The following is a 23,903-nucleotide window of genomic DNA, read 5'->3' on the forward strand; positions in this document are numbered from 1 at the left end:
CAAATCCTTTGAGTAAGATACTGGCATTTATTCATACAATATTATCTCTTCATTCTAACTTAGTTTGTGGTTCAATTACCTGAAAATTGCTGTAATCAACGCCGCTTGCTCATCATTGGGTGAATTCATCTCATCTACCACCCCTTCCAGGAATTGAATAACACTGAAACCTGGTGACTTCAACCCTCTTCCCTGCCTTAGTTGAGCGAGTGCTATCTGTGGGAATGCCATTCAGGTGACAATCCAACTAGTCTTGTAGCCTCCATTCCCAGTAGGCTTTAATCCGTAACGCCTACATAAGTCTCTCAACTCAGCAGTGGTTTTGATTTCGAGTTCTACACGTGTGAACATAAAATAGAGTTACCCATTTGTAAAAGTGGTATCGGTGGTGAACCATTTACCAGGATGAAAACACCACCGATTTGAAACTTTATTTGAATGTTAACGTTGCAATCAAGCTATATTTACTTTTCGCAATAATGCCTAATCCTAAAGGTAATCCTCAGAATTTAGAACCTGCACCGTCAGATAGAGAGATTAAGTTAACCGAACAATTAAATTTTCGTGTCACCAAGGAAATGAAGGAAGAAGTGAAGGCACAAGAAGATCCTCCTGAATTTTGTAGAGAAGCTATTCAGAAAGCACTGGATGAGAAAAAAGCAAAGTAGTACTTAATTGTTTAACTATTAATCTGAGTAAATAAAAATACCTCTAGAGCATCCCATTCAGTAATCAAAAACCTAACCCCCCAGCCCCCTTCCCTACCAGGGAAGGGGGAGCAAAACTCCCCTCTCCGCTTGCCTGACGGCAGGCTGACGCCAACGGAGAGGGGTTGGGGGAGAGGTTCTTCCGGGATTACCGAAAAATTGGGTTTAGAGCTACGTCGTTCTAGGACGGCTTTTTCCTCTTCAGACTTCTAATCAATTCTCTAAGAACATCAGTTTTTGTTCGCCCAACTGATTCGCAATATTCTTCAAGAATTTGAAACTCCAATTCTTCGATCCTAAAGTCTAATCGCTTTTTCATTGATTGTTCCGTCTATATGCTGTACAATATTAGCATGAAAACTCTAAAATTCAAGTTGTACCAACACAAGCGGAATAGATTTCTCAAGCGGTCAATAAATGCTGCTGGAGTAATTTATAATCACGGTTCTCAGAAAACACTCAATAGCCTCCTCTGGTGTACAAACAATGGGTTCGTTTTCATTAAACGAAGTGTTCAGCAGCATCGGAATACCCGTGCGTTGGGCAAAAGTATGAATGAGAAAATTTGTGATGGGCAAGTATGTTATGGAGCTTAAATTTACCTGAGTGCAAGTAATAAAGCTACAGTTGCTAACTCCGTGTCAATTTCTGATTGGATTTGCGTTTGACGTGTTTGGATGGCTTCAGTAAAAATGTTTATCATTTCAAAATTACTGGAGCAAACTCTCAACTTAGATTTAGTTGGATAATTAATATCTTTCTCAACCGCAGTCATTTCTGGAGAGAATAAAGCTTGATAGTCAAGATACTGACTAAATTGACTAGAGACAGTGAAGTAATTATTGCTTTGGGAATTAGACTCGCCAGTGTATGTCCAATCAATAAAAGCAACTTGAGGAAATTCAGCACGGAGTAGAGGGAGGAAGTAATAGGCGATGTCTGTGTGAGAAATTACAACAATATCAATTTGACGAGATTGGATAATGTAGCGGATAAAAGCCAACCAGTACACTTGATCTAAGAAATTAGGTAGATGAAATATGTCTGGTGTGAGGCGATAAAAAGAATCATACCAAGGATGCTCTGATTTTAAGCTTGTGGCGATCGCCATTTCATAACCCTCTTTTTCCAGCAGCCTCACTAAGTCCAGATGAAATTGATCAACATTGCTATTGGAGAGGGAAGGAAAGAAAAACAGCAAGCGTTTCCCAGAATTGTAGCGGTTAAGGGAGTTTTGTCCGGCTATTTTATATTTGAGTTGCTGCGGGTTAAGTGATTGACGGTTGAGAGAAATATTTGCAGTCGGGGTGCTGCTAAAAAAATCATGGTAGCGCGACTGGATTAATTCAGTTACTCGCTTGAGTTCCCAAGGATCTTGCTTTAAAGAGTTAATGCTGCGACTGCACTCTAAATATTCAGGAATTGTCCATCCTTGTTGTTGATTGGCGATCGCTTTTAGCCACCGTTCCCAATCAGCATATAACTTTAAGTCTGTGTCAAATCCCCCTAGTTGCTCAAAATCAACTTTGCGATATAGCAATCCTCCCTTTAGCTGATTTTCGTGGAAGAATGAAGCTGGTTGGCTAAAGCCATAATTCCACCAGTATTCCTGTGCTTGAAAGACAGCAGAGTAGGAGTTAACGAAGGAAAATTCGGGATGGGTTTCTAAGAACAGAACGCTTTTTTCGATATATGTAGGGTCAAAAATGTCAACTAAATTGATAAAAAATAAATATTTGCCTTCAGCTTGAGCGATCGCTGTGTTGCGTCCTGCTGCATCACCTTGTTGATTAGAATGAGAGAGGACTTTTATTTTGTTCGTTCTTTGAGATAATGACTCAATGAATGCTACTGGATCGGCGTTTGTCAGGCCGTCATTGACAATAATCCATTCAAAATTTTGCCAGGTTTGGTTAATTACACTTCTGTAGGTAGTTTCAAAATACTGATAGTCGTTAACAAACACAGAAATAATCGAAACTACAGGAGCTTCAGAAGCTTCGGGCTGAAAAAATCTCACTTTTTGACTAGCAATCAGAGCCACAAAATCTCGAATCCGAGTGTCGGAGTTAACTTGATTTGCTAACACAAGCGGGTCAGGCTTTTTCCCACCGAGAAGCCGTTTGAATTTTAACCAAGCACTGCGGAGTTGCCAAAACTTACTCGCAGACATCATCGTACTGAAAGATTGCCATCGTTCCCACTCCAACTCGGCTTTTTGTGTCCTCAGCATCCATGCCTGCCATTGAGACTCTAACCAATCTTTTCCAGCTTGTAACTGCTGATTCCAAGCTTGCACGCTTTTTAGGGTTTCTTGGGTTTGTGTGAGTTCGTCTTGAATTTGCTGTGCAGTTAGCATCCAAGCCTGAGACTGAGGAGATAAATTTTGGTTATTTTGGTGAGTAAACTGCCATATTTTACCTGAATTTTGCTGTTGCAGAAGTTGCTCAATACCTGTCAGCAGGAAATTAAGCTGGCGTTGATTCCACTTACTAGGCTCTATTTGATATAAGTATTGACGCAGATAATACCGTTCTTTAGCTAGATTTACAGGATTAATTGTTGAGTCAGAATTGCTAGTGATGTAGAGAGGATAAGGGTAGTAAGCAATTTCTTTACCAGTGGCGATCGCACCTGCTAAGATGTGCCAATTGAGAGCTAACAATCCTCTCTCTGGGAAGTAGCGAAATTCTTGCAGCAGTTTGAGAGAAAATAACGCAGATATATCTTGGTTGTGGTTAAACTCCAGCAACTTGAGCAAGGAACCATCGATGAGAGGGATCGCTTCTAGTTCTCCATCCTCTTGCAGTCTAACTTGCGGACATACTACCACATCTGCATCAGATGCAATCGCCGCCGTCACTAACTTTTCTAGCATATCTGGTAAGGCAATATGTTCTACAGCCAACTGTAAAACATACTCTCCTGCTGCTAATTCGACTAAGTAATTATAACTTTCTCCCAAACTCCAGTTCGCATCTAAATTTAAATATTTATAGCTAGGAAACTTAGTTTGAGCTTGAATAATTCTTTCTTGTAAATACTCATCAGATGATTCTCGATACCCGATAATCACATCAAAATTCTTATAAGTTTGGGCAGCAAGACTTTCTAAGCACTCTAATATAGTATTTACTATCTGCCAGCAGACAATAGCAATTGTGACTTTAGGAGTTTGAGGTTCTTTAGGAGCGGCATTAATAAAAGCTTGACTCATATATTCTAATCTTTGGTTTAGCAGGTGTTGATTGACTTGTTCTAAAAATTCATATTGGGGAATTAATGGTTTTTCAGGATAAGCATTAATTGCCTCGGTTATAGTTTGAGCGAGAGAATAGGAATTTGCTGGGTGAAAGTAATGCACACAGTCATAACGCTCAATTAAATTTAAAGTTTCTTGGAATCCACCCGTATTTGAAACTACTAAACTAACGGGTAACTGTCCCATTTCTAATCCCGTATTGGGAAAGTTTTCTTGGATGCTTGTTAAGCAAACAATTGGGTGATTTAATTCAGTAATAAATGTAATTGCATCTGGACTGGATAAATTTGGTATTAATTTGTATGTTATCTGACTATCAAGTTGTTGTTCGATATACTGCTGACTATCTAGGTGTTGTAGTTGGGACGATTGCAGGGGAATAATTTTTCCCATGAAAATAATCTGAATTCTCTCAACTAAAATAGGATTCAGTAATTTGATTGCTTCTACAAAAGTGCAAAGTCCTTTTCTCTCTTCCAAACGACTGAAAAAGACAACGGGTATTTTATCTATATTAAGATTATTTTGATTTGCGAATCCCTCACTTTTACACTGTTGATGTGCAGTGGGTACAAAGTATGGTAAATGCTTGGACTGGGATGTTTTCCAACCATAACTTTCTAATTTTGACTTGAGGAAGTATGAAGGAAAGTAAGCGATGTCTGCATTCTCATAGGAAAATTGCTCGTAGTGGTAAGCTTGCCAAAACCATTGGGGTTGCTCTAGAGTATATTGACTATTAACCTCGCGCAACCATTCAAAGCACCCATGAGCAGTGACACCAACAAGACAACTGTCACCCAGCAATCCAGTTTTCTTAGCTTGAATTGTACGGTAGCCGAACCCCCAAATGTCGGGAAATTCTATATAAACGACTGCATCTGGTAAGTTAGTGATGACTGCTTGAGTGAAGAATAAACAACAGAAACTCTGATAGTCAAAGTTATTGTTAATTGCATCTTGTTGCGTTGTCGCTAAAATTTGATGGTGAATTGGTTGAAGATTTAAAACCTGTTTTATTTCGTGAGTAGAGAAGACGCAATCTACATCGGGGAAGCTTGCTTCCCCTTGGAAATCAGCTTCAGTTTGACAAAGAAGCAAGATGATGTACCAGCCATCAGATTTAAGTTTCTGACTTAAGGTTGTATAGTAAGTGCCTATTCCCCCATTTTGAGAAAAACCTTCAAATTCATTGCTGACGAGGATTGCTACTTTTTGAGGAGATGGGTGAAGTTTTTCTAAAAACTGAGGTTGAAAGTTTATTTCAAAGTTTGCCCAACCAGGGATTATTAAATTGTAATTTTTTGTTCCTAGTTTTTTTACAAGTAGCTCTGGTGTTAGGGGGTCAACTTCATAATTAAAAGTGCCCAATCTTTTCACACCCTCTGGTCTTTGTCCAACGATGTAGCGATCATAAAATTCATCCTCTACCTCAAATACTTCTAGCTTTTCAGAGGTTAGCGTCTCTCTGTAACAAAAATGGGTCAATATGTTTTGAGGAACTAAGCTGCATATAGCTGCGACTCTTTCAACAATAGTTGTATTAGGTGGTGATCCGTGAAAAAGTCGCTTATCATATATTAGCGCTTGTCCAGCTTTCATCGGGATACTGCTGAGATAATTTTGTTGTAAAATTGACAGTATATCTGGACTGTAGGGAAAGCCATCAAAAACAAAAAATGGTCTGAGCTTTGAATTCAATAAATGGCTTTTTTTGACAACTTGAAGACAGCCATTTTGCTCGTCTACATCAATTAGAGGACACCACACTCCAAAGGATGTTAAAGATGTTTCATCTACTAAAGATGGGTCTTGATGCAGAGGCATTTCACTAGATAATACATCAGGACTTTTAAAAACTAAATTACAAAGCACTATTCTATATTCTGGCAATAAAATTTTCAATTTGGAAGTAAAATATCTTTTGACTTCTTGAGTAAGTAGCCTCCGATATGATAAATCTGAGGTACTTATACTAAAAGTCATACCAGTAGTTACCAAATTATTAGGAAAAGAATACTTTTCGTTAAATTTGAGGAGGCTTTTTACTTCAGTTTCATTGAGAAATTCAATGACTGCATATCCATTCTTTTCAAGTTCTTGATGAATTTTACGCATTTGAGAATAATTCCGCTAAATTCATAGTGTCAATGTCTTGGAATTAACAACGTTATTTACGTACATAGTACTTATATTATTAAATACCTATTGCTGATTGAACTCAGAGAAAGTATACTACTTCAGAAGCATAAATTTTTAACAGACATGGGAAATGCTTGACAGTATACACTTTCCACTCTTTACCACTTCTGTTTCCAGAGTATTTTTTACATTTATTAATTTTTGGTAAGGGTAGCTAAAAGTATCACCTCTCTTAGAGACATGGATTGAAGAATTTAGGAAAAATGTCAAAAAAAGTACACATGATTATGAAGAAAAGCTAAAAAATCGAAAAGTGGCTTGAAATTTGTGGATAATTCGATTGCCAGTAACCGGGGAGAGCATTCCAGATGTGTGAAAGCATAAATCGTGAGAAATCAGATCCCCGACTTAGTATGCTGCTGGCGAATCAGGGGTAAGATCCTTGGGAGCATCTCAATGAGTGTAAAAACACACCTACCCTGGCGAATAGAATTCGCGGCTATACAGACAAAACCCACCTCCGTGGGCTTCAAATTCCTAAAGTCCGCGCAGGCGGACGAGAGTTTGTGTAGCCGCGATTTCTAATCGCCTGGTATATTTGCAAAGGTGAGATGCTCCCAGATCCTTCCTTATCCCAAAATCCTGCCGTCATCCTACAAGGGTGTGGGCGATATGTTGCTCTGTGCGATCGCTTCTAATTATCAACGAAATTATCACGAAATTATTTTTAATGCCATCTCTTTCTGCAACTGTGATTATCTGTACTGTAGACAGGTGTAACTTTCTCTCAAGAGTGATGAGTGCCGTTTCGCTTTGGCGATGTTCTTTTCAAGAGCTAATTTTAGTCGTTGGCCCGGCACAAGATGATACCAAGTTAGTTTTATTAGAATATAAGGATATTATTAATCAGGTTATTTTGACTGAGCAAAGAAATGTGAGTGTGGCTAGAAACTTAGGTTTAAAAGCTGCAACAAAAAACATTATTTTTTATCTTGATGATGATGTTATTCCTCCCGACAATTGGATAGATTTACATTTACAAATTTACCAAGAACAGGGAGCAAGCTGTGGTTGTGTGGGTGGAGCAGTTATAGATAAAACTCAACCAAATGGTGCATTGCAATTTGCTAGAGGCGTTAATAGTCGTTTGAGCGAATCTCGACCTGTTCTTTGTGCGACACAGACAACTAGATATATCTCCAACCCTCAATGGTTTTGTGGTGTAATGGGAGCCAATGCTTCATATAAACGAGAAGCTTTAGTGAAAATTGGCTATTTTGATGAGTTTTTTGAATATTTTTTAGAAGAAACTGATGTCTGTTTGCGTTTGTTGGAAGCTGGTTACACGGTTGATCATACAGATGTGGTTGTAGAACACTATGTGCAACCTAGTCATAATCGCCGCGATCGCCGACATCTCACCTGTTGGTATTCTTTAGCTAAAAATACTACTTACTTTGCTTTAAAACACGGTTGTCAAAAACTACCTTTGCCAATGTTTTTAATGCGTCTCATTTTACTTCTGATCTACCGTTGTTTGTTAAGAATTTTACGCCTTAAGTTTACTCACAATCTGCCTTTTTCTTTGTTATTTCAATATATTCAAGATTCTATTGTAGGTGTTCGTCACGGTTGGGAGGCTGGAATGAAATTGCATAATCCTCAAGACTGGAAAAATGAGAAAATGAGAGTAAAATTAGGATGATGCTGTGCCAAAAAGAAGCAAAGTGACTGAGCGACTGAGAAGAAACGAGCTATTGTCGGCGAGTCATAGCCATTAAAGCACATTTTCAATCCCACACCCGACGCAAATTCAGCACAAAACCCGGTAACACTGTTTCACCCGACAACTCAGCCGGATTTTCCAACACTTCCACTGCTAATTCTGGTCGATAAACTTCCACCCGTCGCTGCTGCGGATCGATTAACCAGCCTAGGAGAGCGCCATTGTCGATATACTCCCTCATCTTCGCTTGCAGGGACTTGAGGCTATCTGAGCTAGAGCGTAACACCACGACAAAATCAGGACAGATATTAGCAAAGGTTCCTTTTTGCTCTGGAGTAAGTGCTTCCCAACGTTTTTGGCTGACCCAAGAGGCATCGGGAGAACGAGTCGCACCATTGGGTAAAATGAAGCCTGTGGAGGAGTCAAAGGCTTTACCCGGTTCGCCCGAATTACGCCACCACAAATACAACTCTCCAGAAATACTCCAATTGCGTTCTCCAGTTTCCCAGCCCGTTGGTGGGTTCACAATTAACTCTCCTTGTGCCGTTCTTTCCAGTCTCAAGTCTGGGTTGGCTGCTGCTAAGGCTGCAAACTGTTCCTGGGTGACGTACAACCCAATTGTAGACGGCAACTCAATCAATAGGGTTTCGGTTTCTGGGTTGGTGGGAGTCTGTACCATCTTGACCTCTTACACAATAGGGATTAGGTGAAAGATGCCTGCCCTATTAACTAAACATTCTACAGGCAGAGAAGCGATCGCTTGTAGATTAGACATCTCCAGAAAAGAAAAAGACCCCACTTCCATTCCTCTCCCCGTTGGCGTCAGCCTGTCGTCAGACTTGGGTCGAGAGGCTTTAAAACCCCCCAACGCTAGTAGGGAAGGGGGGAAGGGGGGTTAGGTCTGCGTATAATTAATTGTGTGGTATCTAAATCTTTTCTGGAGATGTCTATTGAGCAATTAACGTCTCTAGTTGATTTGTTGTTTTTGGTTACGTTCAAAAAATTCTCGGTTGAAGCTGTAAGGCACGGCGGTAAGAGGTACTTGCATCATTAAGCTGACCTCGTTCTGCTAAGATATCGCCTAAGTGTTTGTGCGACCAAGAGTAATCTGGATTCAGTTCAATGGCACGTTGGTAAGAAGCGATCGCATCTTCCCATTTCTGCTCTTTTTCTAAAGCCTTGGCTAATTCCAAGTGTATTTCAAAGTTGTCTGGGTGAAATTGAAGTGCAGTTTGATAAGTGGCGATCGCATCATCAAAGCGATTTTGTCGAACTAAAGCATTGCCCAACTGTAGATGGATTTGTGCATCATCTGGCTTAATTGTCAATGCCTGATGGTAAAGTTGGATCTCATCGGGGTTAGAAGCGATGCGAGAGCGATAATAGCTCATTATTCCCTCGCTTCCCTGAGTTTGTTGGAGATAAGACAAGAGTAGTGCTAATTCAGTTTGCGAGGTCTGTAATTCAGATTGAGATTGTGCCAATTCAGTTTGTGCGGTGTACAGTTGAGACTGAGATTGTTTGAATTCTTCTTGAACTTGTTGCAGTTCTGCTCTACTTTGTTGCCAATTCCCCACTCTGTCTAGCAAGCGATATCTGCTCAAAGATTCTATACAAAAGGCAGTTGTTAATTCCGCCGAGCCAAATGTCTTTTTATCTGTTTTACCACCATACATAGGAATTCTCTGCCAAGAACCATCAGATTGTTGAGTTTTGAGTAAAAAATCAATGGCTTTATCTAAGCTGAGGGTTTGACAATTGAAATTCAGCAACGTACATACAGCTAAAGCTGTCAGTAACTCATCACCAAATGATCCGTCAGCTTTCTGTAAACTGAAAATTTTATTAGTGACTGGAGCTATTATTCCTCGAAGTGAATTTACACCATTAAAATATGCTCTTGAAAGCATATAGTAGAAACTTAACTTGTGATTATAGAATGATGTGTTATCGTCTTCGGTTCCTTGAAGAACAACGCTAGTTAAATACTCAACTACCTTTTGGGTCTGTATATTTTCTCCTAGATATAACAAAACATTAGCGTTGACTACACAGCAAATATCATCTTTGTTAGTCAGTTGCCAGAATTCATCTAGGCAAGAAAATCGTTTTCCTAACGTCACTAAATTTAGAATAATTCCTCTGACAGTTCTAGGAAGTAGCCAAGTGTAAAATAATCCCTGTCGGTTTCTGTTGCCAAGAATGATTGCAGTATTCGGCTGAATTGGTATACCATTCATCCTCAAAACATAAGACGCGCAGCAAATATCATCCAAGTCAGGAGGCGCAACATAATGCTTTTGATTTTTTGATGACCAATACCTCCACAATCCACCTGATTCCATTTCTTTTGATAGAAAGCTTAATCCTCTTGCGATCAGTTGTTGCACTTTACTTTCATAGCTTAGAAAACTTAGAGAATAAATTACAAGTGAGGTTACAAAGGGGGAACTATCAAAAACTAATTTTTCTGTTGCTTCTTGCTTCAAGCCAAGAGTTCCACAAATCGCCTTTAAATTTTCATTTGGTAAGGTGGTCTGAAACTCTCCATCTTCTAATTGGACTTGAGTTAAGAAATTTATAGCTTTAGTGATGCTATCTTGAAACTTATCAGCAGGTAATGTAGTAGGAATTTCAAGCATCTCTTGCCGTTGTTGCTGAATAGTTTCTTGTCTATTAAGATCGTTCCGCAGCAACTTGACTAACTTTGCAATGAGCTTTGAACATGAAATAAAAGGGAGATTAAATTCAGTCGCTCTTTGGGCGATCGCTGGATAAAATAGGGCTATATGTAACCCCAGTAAACTCAAAAATGACACTTCTCGGACAGATAACAGAATTGTCAAAGCCAAAGGCAACCACACTTCGTAAAAATCATGGGGTAGTATGTAGGCTTTTTTAACCGGAGCAGTGTCAAATACACCTGATGTCAATTTAATATTGATTATCCTTAACAGAATATAAGGGATGAAGAACACTAGCACTAAAGGAGCGAAGTGAGAAGTAACCCACATTAGTAGACATAGCAAGAAAATTTCCGATGGAAAGACAATATAACTTATGCCAAATCGAGCCGAGTCTACGCCGATGCTTGTTACCAAAGTCTTCACGCCCGAATTTAAATCATTTTCCCAATCCCAAATTTGATGTAAAACAATACCTCTAATTCCTGTAAGAAATGCCCAAGCTGTGGCGACAGTAGCGAAAGTAGCGCTCTCCGGTTGGGGTATGCTGGCTAAATCAGAGAATACTGTAGCAACAAGCAGGGTTGGTACAGCGTGTACCTGTGCTGCATCAGTAATTACCCCCCAAATACCTCTTTCTTTTAGTCTGAGGGGAGGAGCAGAATAAATAGTTAGCAGTGTGTAGATAGTGGCAAGTAAAAATGTTGATTTGGCATTAATACCAATAAAAAACCAAGGAATTAAACCTACAACTGCCAAACTTGCACTCCAGAAAATGCGCTGTAAATTTGAGAGGGGAGCCATTCTATTGTGCTTACCCGCTTGCAAATCCACCTCAATATCAAAAATATCATTGATAACATGACCGTAGGCAGCTACAAAAAACATGGAAGCTATTAGAGATAGCAGCGTAATGATAGATTGTAGAGTTGGCGTAGCTTGTAAAAGTATTTCGGCATAGGCAATAGCCAGTAGCGGCGGAATTTTATAAAACCACCAATCATTACCTCGAAGCAAGTTGAAAAATGATAAAAACTTTTCCCTGATTCCAGTGTCTTTATCTACTTTTCGTTCTGGAGTATTCATAAACTCCACAAATTGTTCTGGTGTTATTGGCGCAACTTGATAATCAAAGACACCTAGACTTACTGCATTTTCTGGTTTTTCCCCTTGAATGTAACTATCGTAAAACATATCATCTACTTCAAAAACTTCTAGTTTATTAGAGTTTTGAGAATCTCGAGAATAAAACAGCACTGGACTCTTTTTATGGGTTATAACGCAGATAAGTGCTACTCTTTCAGCATTAGTTGAGTTAGGACAAGAACCATGAAAGAGGCGATTATCATATACCAAAGCCTGTCCGGCTTTCATCGGAACATTGGTAAGATAATTCTGTTTCATTATAGACAGAACTTCCTGACTATATGGAAAACCATTAGAAGACCTTGGCGTTGAATTTAGCAAGTGACTTTTTTGAACAACATTAAAGCAGCCATTTTGCTCATTAACGTCAATGAGAGGACACCAAACTCCAAAAGTTTTTAAATTTATCTCATCTGCGAAAGATCGGTCTTGATGCAGAGTTACTCCGCTGGAAAGCTTGTTAGTTTTTTTATTAATAAAAGTGCAAATAGCTACTTTATGATTAGGAAATAAAATTTCTAATTTGGGAATAAAAACTTTTTTTGCTTGTTGGATGACTTGTTGCCGATAGGCTAGGTCTGAGCTACATATAGTCGAAGATACAACAGGCTCTATTATATCATTGGGGATTGAGTTTTCTCTATAAAATCTAATAAGACTTTGTACTTCATCTTCCTCAAGAAAATCAATAACTGTATATCCTTTATCTTCAAGTTCCAGATCGATACTAAACTGTTCTCCGTTGCTCTCTATTGTTTTATCTTCACATTCTGCTCGATCTAAGCAGGTACTTAATTTTTCGGCTAAAACACGAACATTAGGCTCTTTAGTCATCGATAAGTGATCTCTCGGAACCTCATAAACTTCAACCCCATTAATAACCCAACGATTCCAAGCATTAGGTTGCAATAGCTCGGAAATGAAAGAATCTTTACTCCTCTCCTGAGCAGCAAAGTAAACAACTCGTCCTGAGTATATCTGTGGTATGTAATTGGCTGGAATCTGGAGGTTATACTCAAAAACTTTGGGGTTGAAGTCAATTTCAATCGGGCTAGGATCGGAGTCGTCATTTATCAACTTTCCTCTCCACCTCATTTGTTCGCGGGCTATTGCATTCGGATACTCAACTTTCTCTGCTTCTGTCAGCAATGGTTTTGGACTATCCACCATAACCACTAATAAGACTTTCTGACCGCGTTTTTTTAGCTGTTGAGCCATTTCAAGAGCAATATTTCCTCCCGTACAACGACCGCCTAAAAGATAAGGGCCTTCAGGCTGAACGGTCTGTATTTCTTGAATGTAATAAGCCGCCATCTGTTCTACACAAGTATGGGGAATTCCCTGTCCATCTAGTCCTACTGCTCGTATTCCATAAAAAGGACGATCAGGATCAATATATTTTCCCAACAGGAAATCTATCGTGTGACCATCTGCACCAAGGTTGTTCAGAGGAGCTTTCAGCATTAAAGTTATTATCTGGTTTCATTAATTGTAATTCCGATAAAACCAAGTTAACTTCCTGACTAGACAACATTGGCATTGTTGAATAGCCCTTAGTTTCAAATTCTCGTTGGTTTTCGGCTTTAAGAAATACATTACGCATAGCGATACTGGTTTTAAATTAAATGGTGGCTAAGTTTTAAATGGACAAGCAATTCAGTATTTTAGCTTAAACCTCGGTATTCTGGCTTACTAACCTAATAGATGTTTTCAAAAGGCTCGTTTTGACCATCGCTGCACGAAATTTTCAGCTTTCTTTAGTTGGTTTATACCGCAAGTTTATACCAATTGCAAGGCGGCTTAAAAGAATTTAAAACAACAGACATTAAGGAGTGTAAACATGGCAGACGACAACATCTTAGATGTGGCGATTGTAGGCGGCGGAATATCAGGAGTATATTAAGAAGTAAAAAGTAAAAAGATAATCCCCATACTTGGGTTTTAAGCAATACCATAGTTGGTGTAAGGACGCTTGTAGGGAGGATGCAGCCCCAAAATAATATCTTCTTTGGGAATACCCATTGCCAATAGTTCTTCACCAACATCGATATCAGTGGTATTTTGCTGAAGCCAAATTTTGCCGTCTTTAATATCGAAGTGTAGGACGGTGTAATAGATTCGCTTTAAGCCTTTCCAACCGACACGCATCAGTTGGTAGCGATCGCGTACTGGGTCAAAAAATAGTGCGCTTTCTATATCTTCTTCATGGGATTTATATTGGCTATGCTTTTCCAAAAGGGTTTGGATGCAGAAGCGATAATGCTCTAGTTTATCCATTGCACGATCTCCTCATTTATTGGTTCGTAAACAATTAGTTTGAGTTGATATCTCTGTTTTACCACTTGAGCAAATTGGCTTTGAAAGAAAGTATCATAGGTTTCTAGCGGTATTGCAAGATAAAGTCGGCGATCGGGTTCTTTTGCTTCCAGCATAATCCGGTAGTTAAGAAATTGCCCTAAAGCTGTATGAAAGTCGCTAATTGCTGAAGTCCCAATAAAGCTTTTAATCTCAACGGCGATTTTTTCTTCACCCCGTTTGGCTGCGATTAAGCGTTCAGCCGCTAGATCAATTTTGACTTTGACTTCTTCCCATTCCAATTCTAAGGGATCGTCGGTGATCATCCATTGGTCTTTCTCTAGACCTCGTTTTACAGCTTCATGGAATAGATCTTTTGCAGACATAATTTAGTGCGATACCTTTCCTTTGGAACGCTACGCGAACGGTAAGCTTCTCTTCTCCCAAGGGGAGACGCGTTAGCGTTCGAGACGCTGCGCGAACGCTAACGCGCAGCGTATTTCCTCTCCTTATGCTACCTGATGTAACTCTTCTACTTCGGCTAACGGTTTCAGTGCATCAAAATATCCCTGTTTCCACAATTGTGCGATCGCATTTTCCATTGCACTTCTAGTTAACTCTGGTATGACAATCAACCCTGGTGGAGCCAAAAAAGGAGAACCCAATTCTACCTCCGCTTCTAAATCTTGCTGCAAGCGCATGGGATCGATAAAATAAACAGAATAGGTTTTGCCATCCGATAAGCTGACGATGCCATCGCTTCTACATCCTTTCATTGGCGTTTCTAGCTCATCTCTTTCATCCCATCCGTATTTAAACGTTAGTTTGGGTGTAGTTTCCATATCTCTATTCCTCTAGAACAGCTTGTATTTTTCTTAACTCTTCTTGGTATAGTTCGTAGGTGAGCAAATTAGCCTCTCTAGGCACAACCTCGTGATGAGAGCGATCGCGTCCTCTTTGAATAATTTTTAAGGTATTCAGCAAGCACTAAAACGATTGGGGAAATAACTATGCAGATTCGCCATCGCTCTCTTCCTGTTGGTAGTTCTACTCTGAGTACATTAATTACGGAGCTAGGCGCAGAGTGCGAAAATGTCACTGCCTTAATATATCAGCTTCAGTCACCTCATCTGAGTGCTAGACAACAAGCTGAAATTCTGGCAGATTTGCTGGCTGCGACAATTCATTTAAATGTTCACTGTGGAGAGGAGTTGCAGACACTCATTGCCCAAGAGATGGAAACATTGCCAGATGATGATGAACAGGAGCTTGACTAGATAGGCAAAATGTTGTGTAAACTTGTTCATTGCTTTAGTTCGCGTATTTACGGATTACGCAAGTACAAAACTAAGGTCAAAAAGATTGTCGAAGGTATTGACCGAATGGCACTAAGAAAAGGGAAAATCGTTGAGGCAGCAGGGGTACTCTTGTGCGGAGGGGCAGGGGAGAAAGAAGAAGGAAGAAGCATACGGACAGAAACAAGAGGCATACGGAAAGAAGCAAGAGAAATTCTCCTCTGCCCCTCTGCACCCCTGCTCCTCTGCAATCCTTACGCCGCCTACCCTTCAGCTTAACTTAGTGCCATTCGGTATTGACCCATGTTCAGAATAGCTCTATATTTCATCAGGTCAACAAGTTTGAAGGAGTTTAGCGATTTTTGCCATAAAAAGACTTAAAGACCGAAAACATCAGGGAACCATGAGCGAGGTAACTCTAAATTGATGTAATATCAGTTAGCAACTTTAAATCTTAATACTTTATAGGTATTTATAACTATGTTCTCGTTCAAAGAACAAGTTGAAATTAAAGAAAAGTTAATTGAATTTGCTCAAAAATCATTAATAGAGGATATTACTAAGTTAGACCTACAAGAAGAATTTAATTTAGAGGGATGGCGCAAATGTGCCGCATGGGGAATTATGGGTATGCCAATTCCTCAAGAATATGGGGGAAAAGAATTAGATAGTCTGACAACTATTTATGCTTTAGAAGGTCTGGGTTACGGTTGTAAGGATAACGGCTTGTTGTTCTCGATTGCGGCTCATATATGGGCTTGCGAATTTCCTATATTGACCTTTGGCACCCAAGAGCAAAAACTTAAATATCTTCCTAGCCTTGTAAAAGGCGAAATAATTGGTGGTCATGCAGTAACCGAAACAGAAGCTGGTTCTGATGTATATAATCTCAAAACTACTGCCACAATAAAGGGCGACAAGTATGTTTTAAATGGCAGTAAGATTTTTGTGACTAACGGTACGATCGCCAATCTCATTTTAGTCTTTGCTAACATAGAACCTGCTTTAGGAAAAAGAGGTATTACTTGTTTTTTAGTAGAGAAAGATTTTCCAGGTTTTATCGTTAAAAAAAAGATGTCAAAAATGGGATTAAGAACAGCACAAATGGCTGAGTTACTGTTAGATAATTGTGAAATTCCTATGAGTAATCGTCTGGGAAAGGAAGGTGCAGGGATGGCTATATTCAGTCACAGTATGGAATGGGAACGCGGCTTCATCCTTGCCAGCGCTATTGGCAGTATGGAAAGATTGTTAGACCAATGCGTTCAATATGCTAAACAACGACAACAATTTCAGCAGCCAATAGGGAAATTTCAACAGATTTCTAGCAAGCTAGTTGACATGAAGCTCCGTCTGGAAACAGCTAGAGGACTGCTATATAAATTTGGATGGCTAAAACAAATGGGTAAATCTGCTTTTATGGAAGCAGCTATGACAAAACTTTATATCAGCGAGTCTTGGGTGCAGTCTTGTTTAGATGCTCTTCAAATTCATGGGGGATATGGTTATTTAACAGAACTCGAACTAGAACGAGAGTTACGAGATGCTTTAGGGAGCAGAGTTTATTCGGGAACATCGGAAATTCAGCGCCAAATTATTGCTCAATTTATGGGTTTATAAGTAAAAATACTGTGTCACATCTCCGACAGCAGCTTTTAGAAATCAGTGCCGAAAAATACCCAGATAAAGCAGCGGTTATCTATAAAAACAGCGCCATAACATACCAGGATCTAGACGCAGTTTCGAGCCAGTTAGCCTGGGTTCTCAAGCGTTCTGGTGTTGAAAAAGGCGATCGCATCGGTATCTATCTCAACAAATCGATTGAAGCGGTAGCGGCAATTTTCGGCATTCTCAAAGCCGGTGCTGTATACGTTCCTCTTGATCCATCTGCTCCCGTTCGGCGCGTTGCATCTATTATTCAGGATTGCCAGATCGAGGTGTTGATATCTACTGCTAAAAAAATTCTCAGTTTAGAGCAGGTATTACCAAAATTCACTCTAATTCGACAAGCAATTATTGTCGGTGAAGATACCTTCCAGATTTCAGGAACAATCGAAACACTTATCAGTTGGCAGGATGTATTGCAAGCACCTTTATCTTCTTTACCTGTCAACGAAGTAAGTGAAATTGATATAGCGTATATTTTATACACTTCCGGCTCAACTGGTACTCCAAAAGGAGTAACGATTAGTCATGGGGCAGCGTTGAACTTTGTTAATTGGTCTAGTGAATGTTTTCAGGTGCGTGATAGCGATCGCGTTTCTAATCACGCTCCTCTGCACTTTGATTTATCAGTTTTCGATATTTTTACCACACTCAAAGCTGGCGGTACTGTCATTATCGTTCCTGAAAAATTAACAGTTTTTCCGCTTGACTTAGCGAGATTTCTTGCCCAACAACAAATCACGATTTGGTACTCAGTTCCTTCTGCTCTTATCCAGTTGGTTTTGCATGGAAATTTACCAAGATGTGACTTCTCTAATTTACGAGCTATTTTATTTGCAGGTGAGGTTTTTCCGGTTAAATATTTGCGACAACTGATGGAATGCATACCACAGGCAACATATTATAACCTTTACGGCCCTACAGAAACGAACGTTTGTACTTATTATCCAGTTGAGAAGATTCCGGATGAATCTAGCACAGCCTTACCTATTGGTAAAGCCTGTGCAGGGAATGAAGTGTTTGCTGTTAATGACAGGGGAGAAATAGCAACAATTGGGGAAGTGGGAGAACTTTACGTGCGTGGGCGATCGCTAATGCATGGTTACTGGGGGCGGTTAGATTTGACTAAGGAGGTTTTTTTATTCCGTTCGTGCGATATGCCTTCTCAGTCAGCAACAGCAGATCAAAAGGAGAACTTTGTTTACAGAACTGGCGATTTAGTCAGGCAAGAACCAGATGGAGATTACATTTTTTTAGGCCGTCGCGATCGCACAATTAAAAGTCGTGGTTATCGCATCGATTTAGGGGAAATAGAGACGACATTATACAAGCATCCACAAGTAGCAGAGGTAGCAGTCGTAGCTATTCCTGATGAGCAAATTGGTCATATCATCAAAGCTATTGTGGTTCCCTATGATATTGTACAAAAGCAGGATTTAGCGAGTTTCTGCTCAAACTATTTACCTAAGTATATGGTTCCTGCTGTTATAGAGTTTCGGGCATCTTTGCCAAAAACGTCCACTGGAAAAGTCAATCTTCAATTACTTTAAAAGTTAAGGATATGCCAACACAACAATATACAGAAAAAGAGGTAGAAGCAATCCTCAAACGCCAGATATCTAAAGAATTTATGTACAATAAGCCAGAAGTAGTTTTAGATAATCAGTCACTTTTGATTGATGAAGAAATTATTGATTCTTTAGGAATATTTGTATTGATTAGTTTTATGGAAGAACAGTTTAATATCAAGATAAATCCAGATGAAGTGATGTTGGATAATTTTGAGACTATCGATACTGTTAAGTCGTTAGTGATGTCAAAACTGGGGAGTCTCGAAACATGAATATACCTCAATGCTGTGATGTAGTAGTAATTGGTGGTGGACCGGCTGGGAGCATGGCTGCCACGTTTCTAAGCCAAAAAGGATACGATGTAGTTTTGTTAGAACGGTGCAAGTACCCTCGCCAACATATAGGAGAAAATACTATTCCTCAATTTTGGAAGTATGCTGACTTAGCTCGAGTAAGCGACAAAATAGCTGCTGAAGGATTTATTCAGAAAGCAGGGGGTACAACCTTTTGGAATGGCTTAATTCGGCAAATTGACTTTAAGGATTTTGGTTACTCACGCCAAGCATTGCACGTTGAGAGAGACAGATTTGATTTAATATTACTGGAAAATGCCAAAAATAAGGGAGTACAAGTTTTTGAAGAAGTGTCGATTTTGTCAGTTGATTTGCAAGATGGACAACAAGAACAAAGCCTCACCTACCGTCTGCTCAAAGACAAAACTTTAGGTAAGATAACCTGTCGGTTTATTATTGATGCAAGCGGACAAAATGCTGTTATAGCGAAACAATTGGGCATCCGCACTATTGACGCAGATTTTCGGTTTATGAGTTTGTGGGGATACTTTAAGAACTCGAAGTATATTGGTCTTGATGGCAAAGCTCATTCGGTGGAAAATTTGCGAACAATTTTGCCAACTACATTTATTTGTTCTTTTGCTGAGACGGGAAATTGGGGATGGTCTTGGCATATTCCTCTGAGAGAAAGTACCAGTGTAGGTTTAGTTCTTCCTCTGGAATTTATGAAAAACGTTCAATTGAACGGTGGTTCTTGGGAGTCTTATTTTAGGCAAAAGTGTTATGAAATACCGATTCTAGAAGACCTGTTAGCAAATGCCCAATTCTGCGAAGGCAGTTTTGCTAAAATTCAGGATTATTCCTATCGCTCCACTCAGTTAGCGGGTCCGGGATTTTTCCTGATTGGTGATGCTGCTGGATTTATAGATCCGATTTTCTCGATCGGCATTGTTTTAGGAATGTATTCTGCTTACACTGCGACTTGGGCGATTGACCGCAGTTTCAAAAATCCTAGTTCTTTGGTTCATAATCAAGCACTGTTTAGCAGCCAGCTTCAAGGAAGGTTAGAAGTGGCTCGTTCTTTAGCACTTCCCCACTATCAGTCAAGCGATCGCGCCTGCGATCTGGCAAAAACCACGATTCAAATGGAAAGGGCTTTAGAACAAGAATTGATGGCAACCTGGTCTACAATGACGACCAGACCTGAGAACTTTCAGGCGATTGCCTCCAAGCTGAACGGAAGAGAAATTAATTCTAATAAATTCAGGGTTATTGAAGAAATGATCTGAGAAATATTAGATTAACAAGCTAATTCCTGAATTGATATTTGTATGAATGTTCAACAGCATCATTTAGAAGAATACAAAGAGAGAAAAAGATGGTGGGAAACCAACTGGTCAAATGTAGAATTTTCACCTACTTGGAGAATTAGTAAAATTCCCCCAGAAGTTCAAGACGCAGTTGATAGCGGCTGGTTTTCACCGAGAGCATCAGTACTAGATATTGGTTGTGGTACGGGTGAAATAGCGGCTTGGCTTGCCCAACAGGGCTTTAAAGTCTTAGGGATTGATTATTCCGAAGCTGCTATAGAAAAGGCAAAGTTGGCACATGGTGAAATTCAGGGCAAGCTAGACTTCAAAATAGTTGATATTTGTCGCCAACATTTGACTTCACCTCGATTTAATTGCCTAATTGACCGGGGCTGTTTTCACAATATTTCTCAAGCCGTTTCCTCAGACTATGTGAAAACAGTTGCTTCCTGGTGCATCCCCAACGCAAAGTTTCTACTCCTATACGCTACGACTAGAGGTTCTAGACTAGAATTCGAGGAAGAGGAAAGGTTCCGGAAGGAAGCGATCGCCTACATAAAAGCTACCTTTACACCATTCTTTGAGATTACTGAAATAAAAACAACTGTTATCGAGCGAAGATCCCCTGACCAACTAGTACCAGCATTGGCAGTTTGGATGATCCGAAAGGAAGACCAGCAGGAAAGTATAAAAACATCGAGGCAACAGATCGAGATGGACGGTAAACCAACTATTCGTATTTTGGTCAAGGGCGATCGCGATGTTATGGATTCTCTACTTCCAACAACAAAAGGAGGCAGAAAGCTAGAAAAAGGTTTACAAGATTTAATCAATGAAAAGTATAATTGCGCTTTTCAAATTGAAATTATCTACGAATCCGGTGGACGTTCCGACCTTTGGTTGCAACAGTTGGGGGAAATTCCCTTCCCAAATGAATTGCACACTTCCGAACAATTAGATAGCTTCCCACCTAAGAAGCAGCTAGAAACTTTGTTAACGGGACAATCTCCTAGTTTTTTGCTAGCAGCAGATATCGATATTATCGTCTTTTCTACCCAGGCGGAAATTACCAAAGACCTGTGGAAACATCACGAAACGGGATATCTGATTGATATTCCTGAAGATTGGGAACAACGTTGGTCTGAAACTGAAAAACTGGAGTTTCAACAGTATTTTTCTCCCACTGCTTTTCTGTCTGCGGAGCAATCTCAAGCTAATTTTAGTCAGATCGTTCAACTACTGAAAGAAACAACAGGTGCGTATATTATCTGTTATAACTGTTGCGACTTCGATCCGAGCGATCGCACTACTAATTATCATAAAATTGGTGAAACCTTGCGCCTGAGAATTCAAAAGCTAAATTTGGCTTTGCTCAAGCTCTCCATGCAAGAAGGAATTTCCATTATTGATGTTGAATTGCTGTTAGCAGAATTGGGTGCAGCGCAGCACGTTACCAAAGCATTAGATTATTCACTTGAAGCTTATCAGGTTATTTGCCAAGAATTTTTACGAGTTATAACAGACGTAGGTTTTTTTGAGAATCGCCCCTTACTTAAGCAAATCGGACGCAGGAGAGATTAAAATGTTGTTTAAATTGCTCATGCCCTATATCAACAAAGGCACTGAAGGAGGAATTTTTATTCAGTGGTACAAGGAAGTAGGAGATAAAATCGACTATGGAGATGATATCTTTGAAGTCAAAGTAGAAGAAGAGAAAAATAATCTTGTTTTCGAGACACCTGAAAGTGTGCTTGCAAGCTTGGCAGAACCGGAAAAGACATCAGATAAAATTCACAAACTGGATATGCTCGTCCGTGTGTGTTCTGCTGATACGGGTTTTTTACGGTGCATTTATGCACAAGAGTTTGTTTATCAGGAAATAGGACTATTATTAGCCATAATAACTACTGATATGAATGAAGAAATTAATGAATCTAAATTGGAAGAAGCTAGTACATTTCGAGTTGTAGCTAATATAATATCATATCCTGGTATTTATGTATAATTCCTTTTATCGAACAGAATTCAGGAGTCAGTCGTCAGAATTCAGCAATGTTTTCTGTACGATTGGCGGATAGCGCAGCGCTATCAGTGGCGGGTTTGAATCCCCCATTGATTGATTCTGAATTCTGTATTCTTCTTCAATTGTGTTTAATTATATCTGCTAGTAACTAATTATAAAATTTATTATGGAAACAAACATTGAGAGAAATGCGACTGGAGAATATATGGATTCTAACCATATTATTTTTTGGTCGGATTCACAACGAGAAAATAAAATTGGTATCTATATAATGGGGGGTTGTGATCTTCCATCGGCGTTTTCCTGTGTTCCTTTAATTAAACCTATATTGAAGGGAACTTGCTGCATTCTCAAAGAAGGGCAGATTGAGAAATCTAGATCGGATATTCTGCTACAAAGTCTAAAAAATCATCCTCAAGATTTATTAGCCCCTGTCTTGGAGAAATTTTATCTTCCCGGTAATTTTTTTGAAAATCAACTATTCAAGTCAAATTTTTTGGCTTCTAATAGTAATGGATTTGAAGAGTTTCCTAAACAAGTAGTGATTTTATCAATTGCTGCTGACGTGGCGAGAGTGGTTTATCAACATCGGGAACATGGCTTTCTAATCGATCCGAGCGGTTGGTGGAACAATCAACGTATAGATTTGATGTTAAGAGATTTATCTTCTGCCAATTGGTTTCGGAAGCATTTTGTCAGTTTAGGGCGAATGACGGTAGAAGCTTTTATTGAAAGTTTTACTGAGTTAATCAGTCAGATTCAGGGAGTTACTAATGCTCATATTTTAGTGTTTAATACTTTAACTATTGAACCTGGGAATATCAACCATAACTATCAGTTTGTTAAGCGTCCTGAAACCTTGCGAAGGCGAGAATTTAACTTTGCTTTGGTCGAACTATCGAGAAAATTAAACTTTTGGATCGTTGATATAGATAAAGTTTTAAAGCAAACCAGAACTAAAAATATGGTCGATTTTGCCCATTTTCCTGTAGAGCTTTATCAACCAATCGGTCAAGAAGTTTATAGAATTCTAGAGGAATTAGATATTTTCAAGGTTCCTACTCAGCCTGCAAGTGACTCATCTCGACATAAGAAATTGCCACCCCAAAAGCACCAGACTCAGACCTTGTTGGAAAGCCTCCAAGCACAACTTGACCAGAAAAACCAAGAATTAGAAGCACAACAACTTGAAACCCTGCAAGCAAAAGCAGATATAGGGCAGTATCGGGAAAGTCTGCAACAAGTTCAGATACAAACTCAGATACAAATTGAGCAGTTGCAAACTCAGCTACAGCAATCTCAATCTCAGCTACATACCTCTCAAACTGAATTGGTACAACTAAAGTCATATCTCCAACAAACTCAGGGAGTAGAGGGAGTAATGAGCTATTATCGCTCTCGCATCGCTTCTAACCCCGATAATATCCAACTTTACCATCAGGCATTGACAATTAAGCAAGATGATGCACAAATCCATTTGCAGTTAGGCAATGCTTTAGTTCGACAAAATCGCTTTTGTGATGCGATCGCCACTTATCAAACCGCACTTCAATTCCACCCAGACAACTTTGAAATACACTTGGAGCTAGGAAAGACTTTAGAAAAAGATCAGAAATGGGATGAAGCGATCGCTTCTTATCGACATGTGATCGAACTAAATCCAGATTACGCTTGGTCGCACAAATACTTAGGAGATATACTAGCAGAACGCGGTCAAATTAACGAAGCAAGTGTCTGTTACCGTAGGTTTTGCAACTGCAAGCGAGGATTTTTGAATTGACATG

General features: G+C 39.5%; 21 protein-coding genes and 1 pseudogene. 12 read left to right on the top strand and 10 right to left on the bottom strand.

Annotated elements, in window-relative coordinates:
* Window positions 1–75 precede the first annotated feature (75 nt).
* Both V7K97_RS24390 and V7K97_RS24395 read right to left on the bottom strand, forming a co-directional pair.
* Window positions 76–231 (bottom strand): hypothetical protein, encoded by a 156-nt coding sequence (locus tag V7K97_RS24390; protein ID WP_334803569.1) that lies wholly within the window; start codon window positions 229–231, stop codon window positions 76–78.
* Complete coding sequence (locus V7K97_RS24395; RefSeq protein ID WP_334803571.1) at window positions 232–351, bottom strand: SAP domain-containing protein; 120 nt, start codon at window positions 349–351, stop codon at window positions 232–234.
* Window positions 352–479: 128 nt separating this feature from the next.
* Here V7K97_RS24395 and V7K97_RS24400 point away from each other — a divergent pair, with 128 nt between their 5' ends.
* Complete coding sequence (locus tag V7K97_RS24400) at window positions 480–668, top strand: hypothetical protein (protein ID WP_334803572.1); 189 nt, start codon at window positions 480–482, stop codon at window positions 666–668.
* A 392-nt stretch (window positions 669–1,060) separates the two neighbouring features.
* A pseudogene (locus V7K97_RS24405) lies at window positions 1,061–1,150 on the top strand (transposase); the annotation flags it as partial.
* On the opposite strand, the gene V7K97_RS24410 reads toward V7K97_RS24405, so the two are convergent.
* Window positions 1,118–1,231 (bottom strand): carbamoyltransferase C-terminal domain-containing protein, encoded by a 114-nt coding sequence (locus V7K97_RS24410; RefSeq protein ID WP_442936907.1) that lies wholly within the window; start codon window positions 1,229–1,231, stop codon window positions 1,118–1,120. The pseudogene V7K97_RS24405 and the gene V7K97_RS24410 sit on opposite strands and share 33 nt — an antisense overlap.
* 74 nt (window positions 1,232–1,305) lie before the next feature.
* Window positions 1,306–6,087 carry a glycosyltransferase gene (locus V7K97_RS24415; protein ID WP_334803573.1) on the bottom strand — a complete coding sequence of 1,594 codons (4,782 nt, stop codon included), beginning with the start codon at window positions 6,085–6,087 and terminating at the stop codon, window positions 1,306–1,308.
* 754 nt (window positions 6,088–6,841) lie between these two features.
* Between V7K97_RS24415 and V7K97_RS24420 the strand changes: the two genes are divergently transcribed.
* Complete coding sequence (locus tag V7K97_RS24420; protein ID WP_334803574.1) at window positions 6,842–7,816, top strand: glycosyltransferase family 2 protein; 975 nt, start codon at window positions 6,842–6,844, stop codon at window positions 7,814–7,816.
* A gap of 85 nt (window positions 7,817–7,901) precedes the next feature.
* Here V7K97_RS24420 and V7K97_RS24425 read toward each other — a convergent pair whose 3' ends face one another.
* The gene (locus V7K97_RS24425) at window positions 7,902–8,516 is read right to left on the bottom strand and encodes a Uma2 family endonuclease (RefSeq protein WP_334803575.1); all 615 of its coding nucleotides are present in this window, start codon (window positions 8,514–8,516) and stop codon (window positions 7,902–7,904) included.
* A gap of 34 nt (window positions 8,517–8,550) precedes the next feature.
* Between V7K97_RS24425 and V7K97_RS24430 the strand changes: the two genes are divergently transcribed.
* On the top strand, window positions 8,551–8,736 hold the full coding sequence (locus tag V7K97_RS24430; RefSeq protein WP_334803576.1) for a hypothetical protein: 186 nt from the start codon (window positions 8,551–8,553) through the stop codon (window positions 8,734–8,736).
* A gap of 96 nt (window positions 8,737–8,832) precedes the next feature.
* Here the strand turns inward: V7K97_RS24430 and V7K97_RS24435 are convergent, their stop codons facing one another.
* The 5 genes from V7K97_RS24435 to V7K97_RS24455 all read right to left on the bottom strand — a co-directional run bounded on the left by V7K97_RS24435 (window position 8,833) and on the right by V7K97_RS24455 (window position 14,946).
* Window positions 8,833–13,131: a tetratricopeptide repeat protein gene (locus tag V7K97_RS24435; RefSeq protein ID WP_334803577.1), complete on the bottom strand. Its 4,299-nt coding sequence runs from the start codon at window positions 13,129–13,131 to the stop codon at window positions 8,833–8,835.
* Window positions 13,132–13,608: 477 nt separating this feature from the next.
* Window positions 13,609–13,944 (bottom strand): XisI protein, encoded by a 336-nt coding sequence (locus V7K97_RS24440; RefSeq protein ID WP_334803578.1) that lies wholly within the window; start codon window positions 13,942–13,944, stop codon window positions 13,609–13,611.
* A complete protein-coding gene (locus tag V7K97_RS24445; RefSeq protein WP_334709164.1) occupies window positions 13,932–14,348 on the bottom strand; it encodes a XisH family protein in 417 nt (138 codons plus the stop codon). Before V7K97_RS24445 ends, V7K97_RS24440 begins: the two co-directional genes overlap by 13 nt.
* A gap of 123 nt (window positions 14,349–14,471) precedes the next feature.
* Window positions 14,472–14,804 (bottom strand): hypothetical protein, encoded by a 333-nt coding sequence (locus V7K97_RS24450; protein ID WP_334803579.1) that lies wholly within the window; start codon window positions 14,802–14,804, stop codon window positions 14,472–14,474.
* A gap of 4 nt (window positions 14,805–14,808) precedes the next feature.
* Window positions 14,809–14,946, bottom strand: a complete 138-nt coding sequence (locus tag V7K97_RS24455) for a hypothetical protein (protein WP_334709166.1) — start codon at window positions 14,944–14,946, stop codon at window positions 14,809–14,811.
* Window positions 14,947–14,972: 26 nt separating this feature from the next.
* Between V7K97_RS24455 and V7K97_RS24460 the strand changes: the two genes are divergently transcribed.
* The 8 genes from V7K97_RS24460 (at window position 14,973) to V7K97_RS24495 (ending at window position 23,899) form a co-directional block, all read left to right on the top strand.
* Window positions 14,973–15,239 (top strand): hypothetical protein, encoded by a 267-nt coding sequence (locus V7K97_RS24460; protein ID WP_334803580.1) that lies wholly within the window; start codon window positions 14,973–14,975, stop codon window positions 15,237–15,239.
* A 498-nt stretch (window positions 15,240–15,737) separates the two neighbouring features.
* The gene (locus tag V7K97_RS24465; RefSeq protein ID WP_334803581.1) at window positions 15,738–16,877 is read left to right on the top strand and encodes an acyl-CoA dehydrogenase family protein; all 1,140 of its coding nucleotides are present in this window, start codon (window positions 15,738–15,740) and stop codon (window positions 16,875–16,877) included.
* Between the two features lie 11 nt (window positions 16,878–16,888).
* Entirely contained in the window at window positions 16,889–18,472 is a 1,584-nt protein-coding gene (locus V7K97_RS24470; protein ID WP_334803582.1) for an amino acid adenylation domain-containing protein, read from the top strand.
* A gap of 11 nt (window positions 18,473–18,483) precedes the next feature.
* The gene (locus V7K97_RS24475; protein ID WP_334803583.1) at window positions 18,484–18,765 is read left to right on the top strand and encodes an acyl carrier protein; all 282 of its coding nucleotides are present in this window, start codon (window positions 18,484–18,486) and stop codon (window positions 18,763–18,765) included.
* The gene (locus V7K97_RS24480) at window positions 18,762–20,075 is read left to right on the top strand and encodes an NAD(P)/FAD-dependent oxidoreductase (protein WP_334803584.1); all 1,314 of its coding nucleotides are present in this window, start codon (window positions 18,762–18,764) and stop codon (window positions 20,073–20,075) included. The genes V7K97_RS24475 and V7K97_RS24480 overlap by 4 nt, the downstream gene beginning before the upstream one ends.
* A gap of 42 nt (window positions 20,076–20,117) precedes the next feature.
* Window positions 20,118–21,677 carry a class I SAM-dependent methyltransferase gene (locus V7K97_RS24485; protein ID WP_334803585.1) on the top strand — a complete coding sequence of 520 codons (1,560 nt, stop codon included), beginning with the start codon at window positions 20,118–20,120 and terminating at the stop codon, window positions 21,675–21,677.
* Window position 21,678: 1 nt separating this feature from the next.
* The gene (locus V7K97_RS24490) at window positions 21,679–22,101 is read left to right on the top strand and encodes a hypothetical protein (protein WP_334803586.1); all 423 of its coding nucleotides are present in this window, start codon (window positions 21,679–21,681) and stop codon (window positions 22,099–22,101) included.
* 184 nt (window positions 22,102–22,285) lie between these two features.
* Window positions 22,286–23,899: a tetratricopeptide repeat protein gene (locus tag V7K97_RS24495; protein ID WP_334803587.1), complete on the top strand. Its 1,614-nt coding sequence runs from the start codon at window positions 22,286–22,288 to the stop codon at window positions 23,897–23,899.
* The last annotated feature ends 4 nt before the right edge of the window (window positions 23,900–23,903 follow it).

The organism is Nostoc sp., from assembly GCF_036917815.1.
GTDB lineage: Bacteria > Cyanobacteriota > Cyanobacteriia > Cyanobacteriales > Nostocaceae > Nostoc.

Excerpts from the sequence above, each read along its gene's own strand:
- V7K97_RS24390 (WP_334803569.1), bottom strand. The coding sequence starts at position 231 with ATGGCATTCCCACAGATAGCACTCGCTCAACTAAGGCAGGGAAGAGGG.
- V7K97_RS24395 (WP_334803571.1), bottom strand. The coding sequence starts at position 351 with ATGTTCACACGTGTAGAACTCGAAATCAAAACCACTGCTGAGTTGAGA.
- V7K97_RS24400 (WP_334803572.1), top strand. The coding sequence starts at position 480 with ATGCCTAATCCTAAAGGTAATCCTCAGAATTTAGAACCTGCACCGTCA.
- V7K97_RS24410 (WP_442936907.1), bottom strand. The coding sequence starts at position 1,231 with ATGCTGCTGAACACTTCGTTTAATGAAAACGAACCCATTGTTTGTACA.
- V7K97_RS24415 (WP_334803573.1), bottom strand. The coding sequence starts at position 6,087 with ATGCGTAAAATTCATCAAGAACTTGAAAAGAATGGATATGCAGTCATT.
- V7K97_RS24420 (WP_334803574.1), top strand. The coding sequence starts at position 6,842 with ATGCCATCTCTTTCTGCAACTGTGATTATCTGTACTGTAGACAGGTGT.
- V7K97_RS24425 (WP_334803575.1), bottom strand. The coding sequence starts at position 8,516 with ATGGTACAGACTCCCACCAACCCAGAAACCGAAACCCTATTGATTGAG.
- V7K97_RS24430 (WP_334803576.1), top strand. The coding sequence starts at position 8,551 with ATGCCTGCCCTATTAACTAAACATTCTACAGGCAGAGAAGCGATCGCT.
- V7K97_RS24435 (WP_334803577.1), bottom strand. The coding sequence starts at position 13,131 with ATGCTGAAAGCTCCTCTGAACAACCTTGGTGCAGATGGTCACACGATA.
- V7K97_RS24440 (WP_334803578.1), bottom strand. The coding sequence starts at position 13,944 with ATGGATAAACTAGAGCATTATCGCTTCTGCATCCAAACCCTTTTGGAA.
- V7K97_RS24445 (WP_334709164.1), bottom strand. The coding sequence starts at position 14,348 with ATGTCTGCAAAAGATCTATTCCATGAAGCTGTAAAACGAGGTCTAGAG.
- V7K97_RS24450 (WP_334803579.1), bottom strand. The coding sequence starts at position 14,804 with ATGGAAACTACACCCAAACTAACGTTTAAATACGGATGGGATGAAAGA.
- V7K97_RS24460 (WP_334803580.1), top strand. The coding sequence starts at position 14,973 with ATGCAGATTCGCCATCGCTCTCTTCCTGTTGGTAGTTCTACTCTGAGT.
- V7K97_RS24465 (WP_334803581.1), top strand. The coding sequence starts at position 15,738 with ATGTTCTCGTTCAAAGAACAAGTTGAAATTAAAGAAAAGTTAATTGAA.
- V7K97_RS24475 (WP_334803583.1), top strand. The coding sequence starts at position 18,484 with ATGCCAACACAACAATATACAGAAAAAGAGGTAGAAGCAATCCTCAAA.
- V7K97_RS24480 (WP_334803584.1), top strand. The coding sequence starts at position 18,762 with ATGAATATACCTCAATGCTGTGATGTAGTAGTAATTGGTGGTGGACCG.
- V7K97_RS24485 (WP_334803585.1), top strand. The coding sequence starts at position 20,118 with ATGAATGTTCAACAGCATCATTTAGAAGAATACAAAGAGAGAAAAAGA.
- V7K97_RS24490 (WP_334803586.1), top strand. The coding sequence starts at position 21,679 with ATGTTGTTTAAATTGCTCATGCCCTATATCAACAAAGGCACTGAAGGA.
- V7K97_RS24495 (WP_334803587.1), top strand. The coding sequence starts at position 22,286 with ATGGAAACAAACATTGAGAGAAATGCGACTGGAGAATATATGGATTCT.